Origin of the sequence: Paenibacillus sp. FSL K6-1330 (assembly GCF_037976825.1) — a bacterium.
GTDB lineage: Bacteria > Bacillota > Bacilli > Paenibacillales > Paenibacillaceae > Paenibacillus_AQ.
On sequence record NZ_CP150269.1, the window covers coordinates 4,962,163 to 4,974,450 of the forward strand.

The 12,288-nt window shown below is 48.7% G+C and carries 17 protein-coding genes; 6 read left to right on the top strand and 11 right to left on the bottom strand.

Translation table 11 applies throughout. The annotated features are described in order from the left end of the window. The first annotated feature begins 34 nt into the window (after positions 1-34). Positions 35-1,267: a nucleoside recognition domain-containing protein gene (locus NYE54_RS22450; RefSeq protein ID WP_339266285.1), complete on the top strand. Its 1,233-nt coding sequence runs from the start codon at positions 35-37 to the stop codon at positions 1,265-1,267. Here NYE54_RS22450 and coaD read toward each other — a convergent pair. Then, positions 1,245-1,760, bottom strand: coding sequence for a pantetheine-phosphate adenylyltransferase (coaD, locus tag NYE54_RS22455; protein WP_076325035.1), 516 nt, complete (start codon positions 1,758-1,760; stop codon positions 1,245-1,247). The genes NYE54_RS22450 and coaD overlap by 23 nt on opposite strands. Continuing rightward, positions 1,750-2,355: a 16S rRNA (guanine(966)-N(2))-methyltransferase RsmD gene (gene rsmD / locus NYE54_RS22460; protein ID WP_076325254.1), complete on the bottom strand. Its 606-nt coding sequence runs from the start codon at positions 2,353-2,355 to the stop codon at positions 1,750-1,752. The genes coaD and rsmD overlap by 11 nt, the downstream gene beginning before the upstream one ends. Positions 2,356-2,832: 477 nt before the next feature. Between rsmD and NYE54_RS22465 the strand changes: the two genes are divergently transcribed. Next, on the top strand, positions 2,833-3,039 hold the full coding sequence (locus NYE54_RS22465) for a DUF5316 family protein (RefSeq protein WP_339266288.1): 207 nt from the start codon (positions 2,833-2,835) through the stop codon (positions 3,037-3,039). Positions 3,040-3,432: 393 nt separating this feature from the next. Continuing rightward, on the top strand, positions 3,433-5,406 hold the full coding sequence (locus NYE54_RS22470; RefSeq protein ID WP_339266290.1) for a stalk domain-containing protein: 1,974 nt from the start codon (positions 3,433-3,435) through the stop codon (positions 5,404-5,406). A 276-nt stretch (positions 5,407-5,682) separates the two neighbouring features. Here NYE54_RS22470 and NYE54_RS22475 read toward each other — a convergent pair whose 3' ends face one another. Then, complete coding sequence (locus tag NYE54_RS22475; protein WP_083397613.1) at positions 5,683-5,814, bottom strand: sporulation protein YjcZ; 132 nt, start codon at positions 5,812-5,814, stop codon at positions 5,683-5,685. A gap of 181 nt (positions 5,815-5,995) precedes the next feature. Beyond that, complete coding sequence (locus NYE54_RS22480) at positions 5,996-6,250, bottom strand: helix-turn-helix domain-containing protein (RefSeq protein ID WP_076325039.1); 255 nt, start codon at positions 6,248-6,250, stop codon at positions 5,996-5,998. 178 nt (positions 6,251-6,428) lie between these two features. On the opposite strand from NYE54_RS22480, the gene NYE54_RS22485 reads away from it, so the two are divergent. After that, complete coding sequence (locus tag NYE54_RS22485; RefSeq protein WP_339266293.1) at positions 6,429-7,100, top strand: tetratricopeptide repeat protein; 672 nt, start codon at positions 6,429-6,431, stop codon at positions 7,098-7,100. Between the two features lie 83 nt (positions 7,101-7,183). Here the strand turns inward: NYE54_RS22485 and NYE54_RS22490 are convergent, their stop codons facing one another. The 4 genes from NYE54_RS22490 to rpiA all read right to left on the bottom strand — a co-directional run bounded on the left by NYE54_RS22490 (position 7,184) and on the right by rpiA (position 9,625). Then, positions 7,184-7,819, bottom strand: a complete 636-nt coding sequence (locus tag NYE54_RS22490) for a GDSL-type esterase/lipase family protein (RefSeq protein WP_076325041.1) — start codon at positions 7,817-7,819, stop codon at positions 7,184-7,186. Positions 7,820-7,947: 128 nt separating this feature from the next. Next, positions 7,948-8,379, bottom strand: coding sequence for a GNAT family N-acetyltransferase (locus NYE54_RS22495; protein WP_339266296.1), 432 nt, complete (start codon positions 8,377-8,379; stop codon positions 7,948-7,950). Between the two features lie 30 nt (positions 8,380-8,409). Next, on the bottom strand, positions 8,410-8,859 hold the full coding sequence (locus NYE54_RS22500; RefSeq protein WP_076325043.1) for a MarR family transcriptional regulator: 450 nt from the start codon (positions 8,857-8,859) through the stop codon (positions 8,410-8,412). Positions 8,860-8,908: 49 nt separating this feature from the next. Next, positions 8,909-9,625 (bottom strand): ribose-5-phosphate isomerase RpiA, encoded by a 717-nt coding sequence (rpiA, locus tag NYE54_RS22505; RefSeq protein ID WP_339266298.1) that lies wholly within the window; start codon positions 9,623-9,625, stop codon positions 8,909-8,911. 87 nt (positions 9,626-9,712) lie between these two features. Here rpiA and NYE54_RS22510 point away from each other — a divergent pair, with 87 nt between their 5' ends. After that, complete coding sequence (locus tag NYE54_RS22510) at positions 9,713-9,910, top strand: hypothetical protein (protein WP_339266300.1); 198 nt, start codon at positions 9,713-9,715, stop codon at positions 9,908-9,910. A gap of 225 nt (positions 9,911-10,135) precedes the next feature. Here the strand turns inward: NYE54_RS22510 and NYE54_RS22515 are convergent, their stop codons facing one another. The 3 genes from NYE54_RS22515 to NYE54_RS22525 form a co-directional block, all read right to left on the bottom strand. Further along, complete coding sequence (locus NYE54_RS22515) at positions 10,136-10,711, bottom strand: macro domain-containing protein (RefSeq protein WP_076325045.1); 576 nt, start codon at positions 10,709-10,711, stop codon at positions 10,136-10,138. Positions 10,712-10,780: 69 nt separating this feature from the next. Next, positions 10,781-11,212: a hypothetical protein gene (locus tag NYE54_RS22520; protein ID WP_076325046.1), complete on the bottom strand. Its 432-nt coding sequence runs from the start codon at positions 11,210-11,212 to the stop codon at positions 10,781-10,783. 56 nt (positions 11,213-11,268) lie between these two features. After that, positions 11,269-11,892, bottom strand: a complete 624-nt coding sequence (locus NYE54_RS22525) for a TraX family protein (protein ID WP_339266302.1) — start codon at positions 11,890-11,892, stop codon at positions 11,269-11,271. A 219-nt stretch (positions 11,893-12,111) separates the two neighbouring features. Here NYE54_RS22525 and NYE54_RS22530 point away from each other — a divergent pair, with 219 nt between their 5' ends. Continuing rightward, the gene (locus tag NYE54_RS22530) at positions 12,112-12,285 is read left to right on the top strand and encodes a hypothetical protein (protein WP_179090703.1); all 174 of its coding nucleotides are present in this window, start codon (positions 12,112-12,114) and stop codon (positions 12,283-12,285) included. Positions 12,286-12,288: the final 3 nt, after the last annotated feature.

The following is a 12,288-nucleotide window of genomic DNA, read 5'->3' on the forward strand; positions in this document are numbered from 1 at the left end:
TACTAGCCATGTTTACGCTGAAAGGAGATTCCTTATGAATAAAGACAACGCCGTCAAGTCATCAAACGGGCTGTGGAACACCATCCTGCTGGGTGCTGCCGCTTTCCTGCTTGTACTGGCTGTCGTCAGCGCGCCCGAACCTGCCTTCCAAGCCACCCTGCAAGCACTTAAGCTATGGTGGAATATCGTATTTCCCGCTTTGCTGCCGTTTCTCGTTCTGCTGGAAATACTCATCGCCTATGGCTGGGCCCATGGAGTTGGCGTACTGCTGGACCCTTTGATGAAAAAAACATTCAAACTTCCCGGTGCTGGCGGCTGGGTTCTTATAACAGGAATGACAGCCGGGTTCCCGGCAGGAGCGCAGGCCGCCTCCGGAATGTATAGACAAGGCGAGCTTCGTGCCGATGAGGCCGGAAGGCTCGCCGCTTTATCCCACTTCTGCAATCCAATGACCATTCTCGTTGTCATCGGAACTGGTCTGCTTCATCAACCGGAAACTGGTTATCTGCTGCTGATCGTTCATTGGATTTCCGGACTGCTGGCCGCTTGGATATTCGGGTTTTTCCATAAACCGGCTTCCTCAGAAGGAACACGGCAGTTTACAGCATCGTTAAATAAAGTCCGATCAAGCAAATTTACCCAACGTCCCCTTTTAAAAAGGGCAGCGACTGCTGCTCTGGAGGCCCATCAGCGGGATGGACGGAGCTTTGGCAAGTTACTGGGCGACTCCGTTACCCGTTCGGTTCAAACCTTAATGATGACAGGCGGCTTTATCTTGTTCTTCGCCGTCCTGACAAGAGTATTGACCGGTCACCTGCTGCCGCAGCTTCCGCCCTATCTTGTATCTGGACTATTGGAGGCCCATCTGGCAGCCCAATCCATCAGCTCATCGGCATTCCAAGCAGGCATATTGCAGCTGGCTGTACTGTCCGCCGCACTGGCATGGAGCGGAATCAGCGCTCAGCTGCAAAGCCTGTCGCTGATGCAGGAGACCGGTCTCTCTTGGCGTTACTTTATGGTGAAGCGAGCCTTGCATTCGGTGCTCGCCTTTGCGATTACACTGGCCATGTGGAAACCGTTCAGCGCCCTATCAGCAGGCATCGTACCAGCCTTCCGAACGGAACCACTGGATCACGCCAACGCGGATCAGCACTTCAACTTTTGGAGCGGATTGCCTTCATTCTTGCAGGTTCAAGGCGTAATCTGCTTATTATTGATAGCGGCGTTCTGGCTGTGTTCCCGTCTTATTGACCGTTATCGCCACTAAATTTACGGCGCATCGCGGCATGGACCTCGGGGCTGACCAGATCCGTTGTATCTCCATTAAAATGCGCGATTTCCTTAACAAGACTTGAGCTCAGGAACGAATATTTCGGGTGTGTCATCATAAAGATCGTCTCCGCATCCGGATTCAACTTATGATTGGTGGATGCTAGTTGAAGTTCATATTCAAAGTCGGTCACCGTGCGGATCCCCCGTACAATGACCTGGGCATTCTTCTGGCGGATATAATTCGCCAGAAGGTCACGGAAGCTGTCGATTTCCACATTCGGAAGATGTGCTGTTTCCTGTCTCAAGAGGTCCTTGCGCTCTTCAATCGTGAACAGCGGGTTCTTGCTTAGATTATTCAACACGGCCACAATCAGCAGATCAAACTGCTTGGAAGCGCGTGTGATAATATCCATATGTCCCATGGTGACCGGATCAAAACTTCCCGGGTATACGGCAACACGGTATGTACTAGTATTCTCATTTCTCATCCTGTAATTCCTCCTCATCAAGCTCTGACGCTTGATCTTGCGCTGTGTCGTAACGGTATATCGATATGGCGGCTTCTCCGTACTTCGCAGTCCGGAAACAACAAAAGTCACCAAATTTCTCAGGATAATTGTAGCTTGATTCGTATTCCAATACCACCACAGCTGAATCTTGCAGCAAACCTCGCTCTGCCATGTCCAGCATCAGCTCATCACCATTCTTAAACCTGTATGGCGGGTCCAAAAAGACCAGATCGAAGCTGTAGCCGCGCTTTTCTAGCGCTTTTAGCGCTCGTGCCGCATCATTGCGGTACACCTCGGCGCCTTCTTCAAGCCTGGTTGCCTTCAAATTATCCTTGATCGTACTGATGCTCTTCGGCTCCACATCAATAAAAACAGCACGTTCCATCCCCCGGCTTAATGCCTCAATGCCAAGGCCTCCCGTGCCTGCGAACAGGTCAAGCAGGACGCCCCCCTCAAAGTAAGGACCGATCATACTGAATATGGATTCTTTCACTTTATCCGTCGTCGGACGGGTGCTTGTACCAGGCACACTTTTGAGCGGCCGGCCCTTTGCACTTCCGGATACTACTCTCACTGCTTCATTCACCCGTTTCATTATCTATAAATTCATTGCCAAGACAACGCCATTGACAGTAATTATCGTAACACAATCATCCCATATATGAAAAACGAAACATAACGTCTCTCCATTTTTTTTCAAAGTCAGGTATATTTCTACCGCAGCCGGGCATCCTTGAAATATCGACATCAATGAATGTCGTAGACAACCGCGGAGAAGACTTACGTTTCCCCATAAGCTCTTCGTCCGGTTTCTCCTCTCCCATGAGGGAATCTCTTCGGAGGTTCCCGAACTAAATCCCTGTAACGGCAATGTCTATTACAGGGATTTAGTTCTTTTTTTATGTTGAGCCGCTCACCTCGTTGAGCGGCTTTTTTCCATATCAATCCTCACCTTCTAGTCAGACGGTTCACCTAACCTTATATGAAAAGCATAACCAATCCCTCTCAGCCAACGTTCTAACGATAAAGGGCATGATGGGAGGAACACGTGATGAACCTGTTTTTATATGCAGGATTGGCTTGCTTGTTGATTGCAGCGCTTCTATCCGGAGCGTTTATTACGGGATACCAACAAAGAGCCAACTTCTATGCTGAATCCAAGGACGACCGCGCATCCAGAGAGAGAGTAGCCAACTGGTTCTTATTAGCCGGTTTCGTATTTCTTGCGGTCGCCGGCATTGTGTATTTGTTCCGCTAAGTTGGCACTTTGAACATTTACTTGCTCCCCGCAGCGCAGAATAAAAGCACAGAAGCACCGTTCAGGAAATTCGCCAAAATCGAAACGATGAAGAATGATTTATACGAGGCTTTATTGATATTGAGGGGGAACCGATATTACTTAATCAGGTTTCTGCTACCGATGATCCCCTTGGCAATCCCCTTAACTTAACACCGTTAGGCCGACGCAGTTCATCATACAATCGCGAGCTTAACTGGCAAGACGCCCCCGGATATCCGGCGAGCGTTTTTTTGTTCCCCTCTTTAAGGTCATAACGCCACGCAACCTTTGCAGGAATAACACCGATTTTGTCGAATCAATAAATCTGTTTGAAAAATATTCCTAATGTTACAGTGAAGAGAGGTCATGTAATTGAGAAGAACGTTGTATGTTCTCGTATTGTTCAGCATGCTGGTGGGACTTGGCTTTGCGGGCACGACGCACGGGATCGCTGCTGCCGAAGAGTCCAGGCTCCAGATCAGCGATATTGCGGGAAGAAACACCTACCTGATGAGCGATGGCTCCATGTGGTCCCTGATTGACGGACGACATGCCATACGGACGCCGGGTAAAGTTGCAGCCATCAGCGGTTATGAATACGAAGGCATTGGTATGACGCAGGATGGGCGATTAGTGGAATGGGATATCGGCAAGGGACCCCAGGTCGTTCCGGGAACAAGCGGCGTGAAGCAGATAGCGGGTTACTACTGGCTGAAGTCAGACGGTACCGTATGGGGCGGCTCGGAAAAAGCAAAAAACCTCAGCGGCATTTTGCTCATCGCCAATGCCGATCAAGAATTTGCCGCCTTGTCCTCCAACGGGGAGCTGTTACTGCAGGATAACTACAAAAATGGACAATTCAAGAAGCTCGGCATCGTGGAAAACCCTTCAGGGGTTAAATCCATGACGGTTCACAGCGGGCGTGTAGCCCTTTTGCGTGACAACGGTGACGTGGTTGTATACGAAACGTCCAACTTTGACGATAACGGGCGCATCATACCAGTTACCGTCGCTCAGAATGCAGCTCATATCGTTTATGCTTCCAATGAGCCGACGGATCTTCTGATTGTGACGCTCCAAGACGGAACCGTATGGACAACCGGAGTGTATAAAGACCGCTGGAAGCTCAAGGAGCAGGTCTCCGGACTGAGCGGGATCGTAAAAACCTCCATTTACGGAAATGCAAAGGATCTATCGGAGGGATTCTATGCGCAGCGCTCTGACGGAAGCTGGATCCATCACCAGGATGGACAGAACAAATCGGTTGATGTGCCTGTCGTTAAGGCCGTATCGGTTTCGGTATCCGATGCCAAGCCTTATGTAGGGGATGTCCTGGAAGTCAGTATCCAGGAGACTTACACGAACGGGGCCAAGATCAAAGTACCGATTAAAGATGCCCAGATCGATATAGAGAAGCCTTATTTGATGAACATGCAGAAGAATGGAACCCTTAAGTCTGCGGGCGTTGGCAAGACACAGATTACGGTAACCTCGGGTGGTCTGTCCAAATCGATAACGGTATCGTCCAGCCTGCGCAACAATTTGAAATATGCAAAACAGATCAACGGGAATATCATGGTGCCGGCGAAATCCGTCATTCAGGCACTGGGCGGCGCCTACTCGACCAAAAACGGAGCCGTGGAGGCCAAGTTCGAAGAGACCGTGCTCTCGCTTACAGCAGGCAGCAACCAGGCCAAGCTGAATGATAGTCCGCTGCGCCTAAAAGCAGCACCGATCAAAGACAAAGGCGAGCTGCTGATTCCGGCCGCCGTGTTATCCGATGTTCTGGGTGCGAAAATCAGCTGGGATACCAAGTGGAAACAAGCGAATATCTCCTTCGGAAGCGATGCAGAGATGACTATTGTCTCTAACGAAACGGCTGGCTTGATCAAAAAAGCCATGCAAGGCAGCTTGGTTAAATTCATCGGCCGAACGTATTGGGTGAATGATTTCGAAGACCTGGAACGCTTCTCGAAATTATCGGTAACCGACATTTTGCCGGACGACAAAGGCGAATTCAACGTGATCTTCAAAACGGCATCAGGAAAAACAGTGAAAAGCTATCCTATGCGCTCTTCGGAAGTGCTGCAGCTGTTTGCAGACCGTTCTTCTTTATTAAATTACGATCCTTATCAAAAATACAAATGGTCCGCATCGGTCTGGAAACAGATTAAAGCAGGCCAGGTTTCCCTCGGCATGACAAAAGAACAGGTGCAGCTTTCATGGGGGAACCCGGCAGCCAAGGACATTACCACTGGCGGCGGTAAAACCATTGAAACCTGGGGGTACTCGAATTTCGATATCGTATCTTTCGTAAACGGTAAAGTTATACTGATTATGATGTAACATGAGTAACAGGCCGGGGCCAGACCTCTGACCGGATAATATTCGTTCTCCCAAGAACAGACCGCTCTTCTCGAGCGGTCTGTTTTTATTAGTGATGCTCTGATAGACGGTTAAAACGATGATTCATGACAAGTCATGAAAGCCGATTCTCGCTTCAAAAAAACAGGACCGCCCTAAAAAGAGGCCATGCCTCTTTAGGACGGTCTGTCGTTGTGACTGCTCATGGTGCTCGGTATCACTTATTGATTCAATTGGTTTGTTCACTCAAGAGATGGATTAGATAAATGCGCGAGTAATGATCACCAACAAGATGAATAATACCAAAATAGCACCTACAGAAGAGCCATATCCATAGCCACCATAACCTTCTCCTACTCCGCTCACATGAATCCCTCCTTTTTTGAACATACCACATGTTATGTTGGTTCCGCTCAAATGAACTGGGCTGCCGCCTGTTCGGGTTAAGAATAATGAATCAGCCCATGCTTTGGAATCTGCCGGATTTGGATTGAACATTTCCTTTGATTCCGATATGAAAAAGGCGTGGTTTAACCGTCGTTCCACCACGCCTCATGCGATCACTAATTGTCTATACCTGCGAAAGTTGTTCTTTTTCATCCCGATCGGTCTCAGGATCTGAATATACAATTTTTCTGCGGCGATCGACCAAACCTTCCTCGCCCAACTCACGGTATTTGCGCATCCACACTTTCAGCCGTCCGATATCTGATATTTGTAAGGCGGATGCCACTTCTTTCTTAGTCATACCTTCCAGCCGCATGGCGACTGCCTTTTTCTTCGTTTCGAAACTGTAATGATGGAATGTCTGTCCCTTTTTCGCCATGATTATCACCTCTTTACTACCTTTATCGGCTATCATCGACCTTCTTTCAATACCTAGGGCCTATTCCGACATGCGCATGCTTTCAAGGTCTATAGAACCGATGGTATTTCTACCTAAATAAATCCATGTTATGGTATAATTTGTGTTACAACTTTACATAGAAATTGAGGGATCTCTTTTGTTTAAACTCATCATTTTTGGATTTCTGTTCTACATCTTCGGTAATCCGATTACGGCGATCCTGGTGCTGCTTCTCATCGTGTATGTGCTGGATCGCCGTTTTGTCGGGGTATTTCCCAGTTTGACAAAGCCAATCAAACGTGCACGGAATATTTCCAAGCTGCGCAGACAGATTGCAGTTAGTCCCAGCGACGTTTCATCAAGACACGAGCTTGCCAGATTACTCTTGGAGCGCCGTAAGTATGGGGAAGCCCTGAAGCTGTTGGAATCCATAGCATCCAGTCTAGAGGACTCCGCCGAATTCTGGGACGATATTGGAAATGCACGCCTGCATACCGGCAGCATCACACAAGGGGAAGCGAATATTATGCGTGCCCTTGAGATTAATCCGAGGGTCAAATATGGCCGGCCTTTTCTTCGGCTTGCTGATGCATTTCGGGATTCGGATCGGGAGAAGGCGTTCCATTATTTGGAACAGTTCCATTCCATTCACTCTTCCTCCAGCGAAGCCTTTTATTTGCTTGGTTATATGTATCAATCGCTTGGAAGGACTGAGGATGCCAAAAAGTCCTATCAGGAATCGCTGGATGTGTATCGGTCACTGCCGAAATACAAAAAACGGCAAGAACGTAAATGGGCGGTGCGAAGTTTTTTTAGGAAATTATTATAAATCATAAGTGATTATATATAAACCAAAGGGCGTCCACGCGGTCAAGAGACCATGGGACACCCTTTTTTTGATCATTCGGTTTTCTATGCAAGTGGCTTGTACCCAAGTCGATTTAATTGTTCCGCGATCACCCGGTACCCTCGGCCATTCGGGTGTAAACCGTCCACCGACATCAGTTCTTTCTCTCGGCCAGAAAATTGTGTGTAAATATCAGCTACGCGAAAATAGCCGTCGCTTAACCCCATCAAATGCCGATTGAACCGAATCACGTATTCCGTCGCCTCCGTCCAGGCCGGATATGGATTATACAGACCGATAGCGCGAATATAATAAGGTTTGCTGACTGGTGACTTTATTTTTCGGATATGTTTGACGATATTAGCCACATGATTCTGACATCGATACAAGGCAGCGTCCAGCACCTCCCGATTCGGTCGACCTCCCGTGGACTTTACCGCACGTATCAAGTCATTGCCTCCGATCGATATCGTGATGATCTGGGCCTGCTGCAGATGATAGCGAAACGTAGGAAGCTGAACTACCCGATCGTATAACTCATCCGAGGTTAATCCGTTGACCCCGAGATTCTCATGGGCCACGAACTGGCGAAGCTTCTCCTCCGCCATCCGACGGTATAACGGAACAAAACCGCTGCCAGGCATCGCCCCAAACCCAAAGGTCAAGGAATCGCCGACAGCGGTATAATGGTACACCAACATGTTCACCCCCTGCCCCGCTCGTTACGACATTATATGAGGAATGCCGCCATTGCGAAACGGGTTTATTGTCTTGAATGGCAATTTTAATTACACTCCAAGACGGCAAACATGCTTGTAATCTGAATAGCTTATTCTTCGGACTCCTCCACCTCGTAGATGCAGCGGAATCTTTCAACGCCCGGATACTTCTCTCCCAAGCTGTATACCTCAAAGCCGATACTGCGATAGAAGTTTACGGCTTCTTCGTCCGTTTCCGCAATCACTCGGGCCGGTTTAGGCTGAACCTCAAGGAGCAGCTCCAAAATCAATCCGCGACCATATCCCTTTCCCCGATTCTCCGGAAGAACGGCAAGATGCCGAATGGTAAGCTCGTCCTGATCGATATCAAAACCGATGACTCCTAAGAGAAGCCCATCCTCTTCATATCCAAACAACCGGCTGCGGCCCGTCTGATAAGAAGCTGCAGCCTGATCCACCGCTTCCGGATCCGGAAATACCGAGTAACTGAGCAGTTCCTTTACTTCGGGTTGTATCGCTTGCACCGTTATATCTTTAAGCATACTTATCTCCAATCTAAAACTTGTATAGGTCTACAACATCTTCTCTGCACTGATTCCCAGCTTGCGCAGCAGCATCGCCGCCTGCGCTCTCTCGTCCTCCGACAAACCGCTAAGCACCTTAACCATCAATTCCTGATGCTGAGGAAAAATGGCTTCGAAGAATTCTTGTCCCTCTGCGGTAAGCTCAGCATAAATAACGCGGCGGTCCTCAGCGGAAGCCCGGCGAACCAGCAGGTTTTTCTTTTGAAGCTTATCCACCACATATGTAATGTTACCGCTGGAGATGAGCACCTTCTCCCCAATTTTCTGCAGCGGCTGCGGTCCTTTGTGATAGAGTACGTCCAATACACCGAATTCGGTGGAGTTCAATCCGTGACTATTGATGCTGCGATTCGAATGTGTCATAACTGCGTTATAAGCTCTGGCAAGGACAACCAGCAAATGTAACGGGGTATCCTCGTGTTCTTGAATATCCGACATATTTCACCCTCCGAGAGATATCATGTTATTAAGGTTAATGAACGCCGGATCAACTGTCAAATGTATTCTTTGCTTCTATGCTCCCGGAATGCAGTATCCGTACCGTTCCATCCTGGCAGCCTATGATCGCTTGGTCGGCCATACCGATAAACAGCCCATGTTCAACCACGCCCGGAATGACGCCTAGCTGGGAGCTCAATTCCTCTGGGTGGGCAATATGCTGAAACCGGCAATCAGCAATATAATTCCCGTTATCCGTAACATAAAACCCTTCATCTTGCTTACAACGGATTTGCACCGTACAGCCAAGCTGGGCCAGTGACCGAACTGTCCACTCATAAGCAAAAGGGACAATCTCAACCGGCAGCGGAAAAGCGCCGAGTTGAGCTACGGCTTTCGCTTCATCTGCTACAATCACAAGCCGTTCGCTGTGAAAAGCAGTGATCTTCTCGCGGAGAAGCGCTCCGCCCCCTCCCTTGATTAACCGCAGCTGGTCGTCCAGCTCATCAGCCCCGTCAATCGTCAGATCCAAGCGATCGATCTGATGTATGGGCGTCAGGGATATTCCTTGTTCCATCGCCAGCTTCTCCGAAGCTTCAGAGGTAGCCACGGCCTGGATCGAGAGTCCGGATCGGACCATCTCGCCGATTTTGAGAATGGCGTAATAAGCGGTTGAGCCTGTGCCCAGCCCAATCTTCATTCCATCCTGCACATACTTGGCGGCATGCTCTGCCGCCATTTTCTTCATATAATATTCACTCGTCATGTGAACCCCTCTTTCGTCTTAAGCTGAATCAAATGCTATAATATGGGGTAAATTGATGGATTTCATACCAAACGAAAGGATTATACCATGCGAACAGAGAACCAGATCAAATCCAAGATCAATGAACTTACGATGCAGAAGAAAAAGCTGCAAACCCGCTTGGCTGCTCTCGAAGAGAACAGTCCGGAGCGAGCCTCCCTTCTCAATCAGGAAGCCCGCCTCGACGATATGATCACGTTGCTGGAATGGGTACTGTTTGAGCCAAGCGGATCCTATCATATGTAAAGCCGACTGACAAACGTCAGGGGCGCTAACTGCGCCCCTGACTTTCATTAAGATTACAGAATTTATAATTTTTCAGCGGAGCTGAACAATTCTATAATCGCAAAAACCTACCTTTGAATCCGGTCGCTCATCCTTGAAAGGCCTCGATAGAGGTTTGTTTTTGGGGGTCCCTGCAAAGTATTTGGAATAAGCATCGAAGCATAGGCTCCACTTTGTGGGGTTATTTTATATTTGCGCCTCCTTCTCCTGTGTGTACTGCTCAAGCCAATGGACATAGAGCTCTTCATTATCAGGAGAAAAACAAACGAAGTCAATCCGATCCAGGCGGTTATCCGGCAAATCTTCCTCAAGCAGCTTCGTAACCGCCTTTAACGCAACATCACATGCCGGAGCCTTAGGATACTCATAGATACCCGTGCTTATATTAGGAAAGGCGATGCTTCTGGCACCCACCTCGATTGCAAGCAAGAGACTGTTGCGGTAGCATTCCGCCAGCGTATGCTCCTCCCGCCGTCCACCGCCCTCCCATATCGGGCCGACCGTATGAATGATATGCTGGGCAGGCAGCCGACCTGCACCGGTAATCACGGCATTGCCTGGCGGGCAGCCGCCTTGCTGCTTGCGAATTTCCATGCACTGCTCCATGATCTCCGGGCCGCCGGCGCTGTGAATTGCGCCGTCCACGCCTTTTCCACCCAGCAGTCCCGAATTTGCAGCATTGACGATAATGTCGCCCGTCCATGTCGTAATATCGCCTATAAAGACGGAGACCGATGTCCTTCCGATTATAAATGTTTTCATTTCGGAAAATCTCCTTTCGGTCTTTTATTTCTCTATTACCCCGCAAGTGGGTGGATTGACCCTGTTTGCCTATTCTGTTCTGGGCTTTTTTTTCGCAGCTGCAGACAGTCGATCGGTCAAACTCTTCTCTTCCGCTCCTTGCAGCGCTTCCTCCACCGTACGGTAGAACATCAGCGTGCCGGTATCCCTGGCCTTCGTCAAATGATGAAGAAACACATTGCCAGCTTGCTCCAGCTTCAAATCCTCCGACTCATTCTTGACCCGGCAAAGATATACCTTCATCATGCCTTGTGGATCGCGAAATTCCATGACGCCGATGGGACTCATCGATCTTTTGTCCTCCTCCGTGAACTGAGGCGTCATATAAACGGTATATTCCGAAGCAGGCGGAGGAATGTATGCTTCCCGTTTTTTATCCGCAATTAATTTGGAATTCATGAATGCGATGTAACCCGCCGCCGCGAACAATAGAATGCAGGCAGCAATTGCGATATTGAACATGTATGTCTCTCCTTGTATATAATCATCCATCAGGCATTAACCTAAAGAGTTCTTCTCTATAAAAACACCCGTAATAACGCAATAATCAGCAAATGCAGAGGATAAAATGAACGCCATACCCAGCGGCTCACCCGGATAGACTCCAGCTTCCTCCATATATGCGGGCCATAGGCTATCGCAGCCGTCGGGATGACACTCCACATCTGCAGCTCCCAGTTATTAAGGAACCAGAATAACAGGTTCAACACAATATGAAGCGGAACAAGCCAGCTGGCCTGGGCATATCGGAAAATCAAGATCAACAGCAGGCCGTAAGCTCCGTAATCAAACGGAAATTCGCTCATTAGCGCACAGGCGGCAACAACAATCATCCATGAAAACAGCTGGGAATCCGATCGTTCCAGCACATACAAAACGATGGCTCCAGCTACCAGGGTAATGACTACATTCAACCCTTTAAGATCCAGCGCAAGCTGATAGGGAATTTGGGAGATTGCCGCAATGACGGCCAGTCGAATGATATACTTGGGTCTCGAAGAAGTGTAGCGGTGCCCCTGAACGAGAGCATAGACGTAGATTGGGAAAGCAATGCGGCCGATGATTCTCCAAATCTCCTGATGCGGAAAAAACACAAGTCCTACATGATCAATCAGCATCGTCAGCATGGCGATCCACTGCATGATAACCCCCTCCTCGCACTCGAAGATGTTGAATCTATATGTACTTGAAATCGATATATCTATTATGGGTTGCAACACTGGGACTTGCAAGCGAAGAAACATGAAAGAACTGGATATCCGGCATCCATGTCCAATATCCTCTATAATAAGAACAACAGCAACTTGAGAAGGAAAAGCGCTTGTTTGGATCAACATGATACAGATGGAGGTGACGGCCGTATGGAAAAGAAAAAGAACAACATGGCCCTTGGGATAAGCATGGGGATCGGCGTTGGCGTAGCCCTTGGCGTTGCCATGGATAATATCGCTATCGGCATAACGATCGGTGCCGCCATCGGCATTTCGTTTGGCTCAACCATGTCAAGCGATAACAAGAAGCCCCCTAATGAATAAACA

What these genes read in the sequence shown, in the direction of transcription:
- NYE54_RS22475 (WP_083397613.1), bottom strand. Translation starts at nt 5,814, where the DNA reads ATGTTCAAAAAAGGAGGGATTCATGTGAGCGGAGTAGGAGAAGGTTAT.
- coaD (WP_076325035.1), bottom strand. Translation starts at nt 1,760, where the DNA reads ATGAGAAATGAGAATACTAGTACATACCGTGTTGCCGTATACCCGGGA.
- NYE54_RS22525 (WP_339266302.1), bottom strand. Translation starts at nt 11,892, where the DNA reads ATGCAGTGGATCGCCATGCTGACGATGCTGATTGATCATGTAGGACTT.
- NYE54_RS22495 (WP_339266296.1), bottom strand. Translation starts at nt 8,379, where the DNA reads ATGCTTAAAGATATAACGGTGCAAGCGATACAACCCGAAGTAAAGGAA.
- NYE54_RS22490 (WP_076325041.1), bottom strand. Translation starts at nt 7,819, where the DNA reads ATGTTGGTGTACCATTATACCGCTGTCGGCGATTCCTTGACCTTTGGG.
- NYE54_RS22530 (WP_179090703.1), top strand. Translation starts at nt 12,112, where the DNA reads ATGGAAAAGAAAAAGAACAACATGGCCCTTGGGATAAGCATGGGGATC.
- NYE54_RS22480 (WP_076325039.1), bottom strand. Translation starts at nt 6,250, where the DNA reads ATGGCGAAAAAGGGACAGACATTCCATCATTACAGTTTCGAAACGAAG.
- NYE54_RS22515 (WP_076325045.1), bottom strand. Translation starts at nt 10,711, where the DNA reads ATGAAAACATTTATAATCGGAAGGACATCGGTCTCCGTCTTTATAGGC.
- NYE54_RS22520 (WP_076325046.1), bottom strand. Translation starts at nt 11,212, where the DNA reads ATGTTCAATATCGCAATTGCTGCCTGCATTCTATTGTTCGCGGCGGCG.
- NYE54_RS22450 (WP_339266285.1), top strand. Translation starts at nt 35, where the DNA reads ATGAATAAAGACAACGCCGTCAAGTCATCAAACGGGCTGTGGAACACC.
- NYE54_RS22500 (WP_076325043.1), bottom strand. Translation starts at nt 8,859, where the DNA reads ATGTCGGATATTCAAGAACACGAGGATACCCCGTTACATTTGCTGGTT.
- NYE54_RS22465 (WP_339266288.1), top strand. Translation starts at nt 2,833, where the DNA reads ATGAACCTGTTTTTATATGCAGGATTGGCTTGCTTGTTGATTGCAGCG.
- rpiA (WP_339266298.1), bottom strand. Translation starts at nt 9,625, where the DNA reads ATGACGAGTGAATATTATATGAAGAAAATGGCGGCAGAGCATGCCGCC.
- NYE54_RS22510 (WP_339266300.1), top strand. Translation starts at nt 9,713, where the DNA reads ATGCGAACAGAGAACCAGATCAAATCCAAGATCAATGAACTTACGATG.